Raw genomic sequence first — 351 nt, forward strand, 5'->3', positions numbered from 1 at the left:
GCTGGTGATGCAGCGGGTGCCGCTGCCGCGTTCGCGGACCTGCTGGAAGACGTGCTGCGGGTGCTGGGCCCCGACCACCCCGACACCCTCACCGCCCGCCACAAGCTGGCCCGGTGGCACGGGGAGGCGGGTGATGCGGCGGGTGCCGCTGCCGCGCACGCCGACGTGTTCGCCGAACATGAGCGGGTGCTGGGCCCCGACCACCCCGACACACTCGACGCCCGCGGCAGCCTGGCATTCTGGCGGGGGGAGGCTGGTGATGCAGCGGGTGCCGCTGCCGCGTTCGCGGACCTGCTGGAAGACGTGCTGCGGGTGCTGGGCCCCGACCACCCCGACACCCTCACCGCCCGC

Annotated in this window: 1 protein-coding gene; it reads left to right on the forward strand. The window is 74.9% G+C overall.

Annotated features, from left to right (window positions below; all coding sequences use genetic code 11):
* The coding region (locus tag ADK36_RS14745) for a tetratricopeptide repeat protein (RefSeq protein ID WP_159391154.1) at positions 1 to 351 on the forward strand (351 nt) is incomplete at both ends.

It is taken from the genome of Streptomyces viridochromogenes (assembly GCF_001270495.1).
Classification (GTDB): domain Bacteria; phylum Actinomycetota; class Actinomycetes; order Streptomycetales; family Streptomycetaceae; genus Streptomyces; species Streptomyces viridochromogenes_A.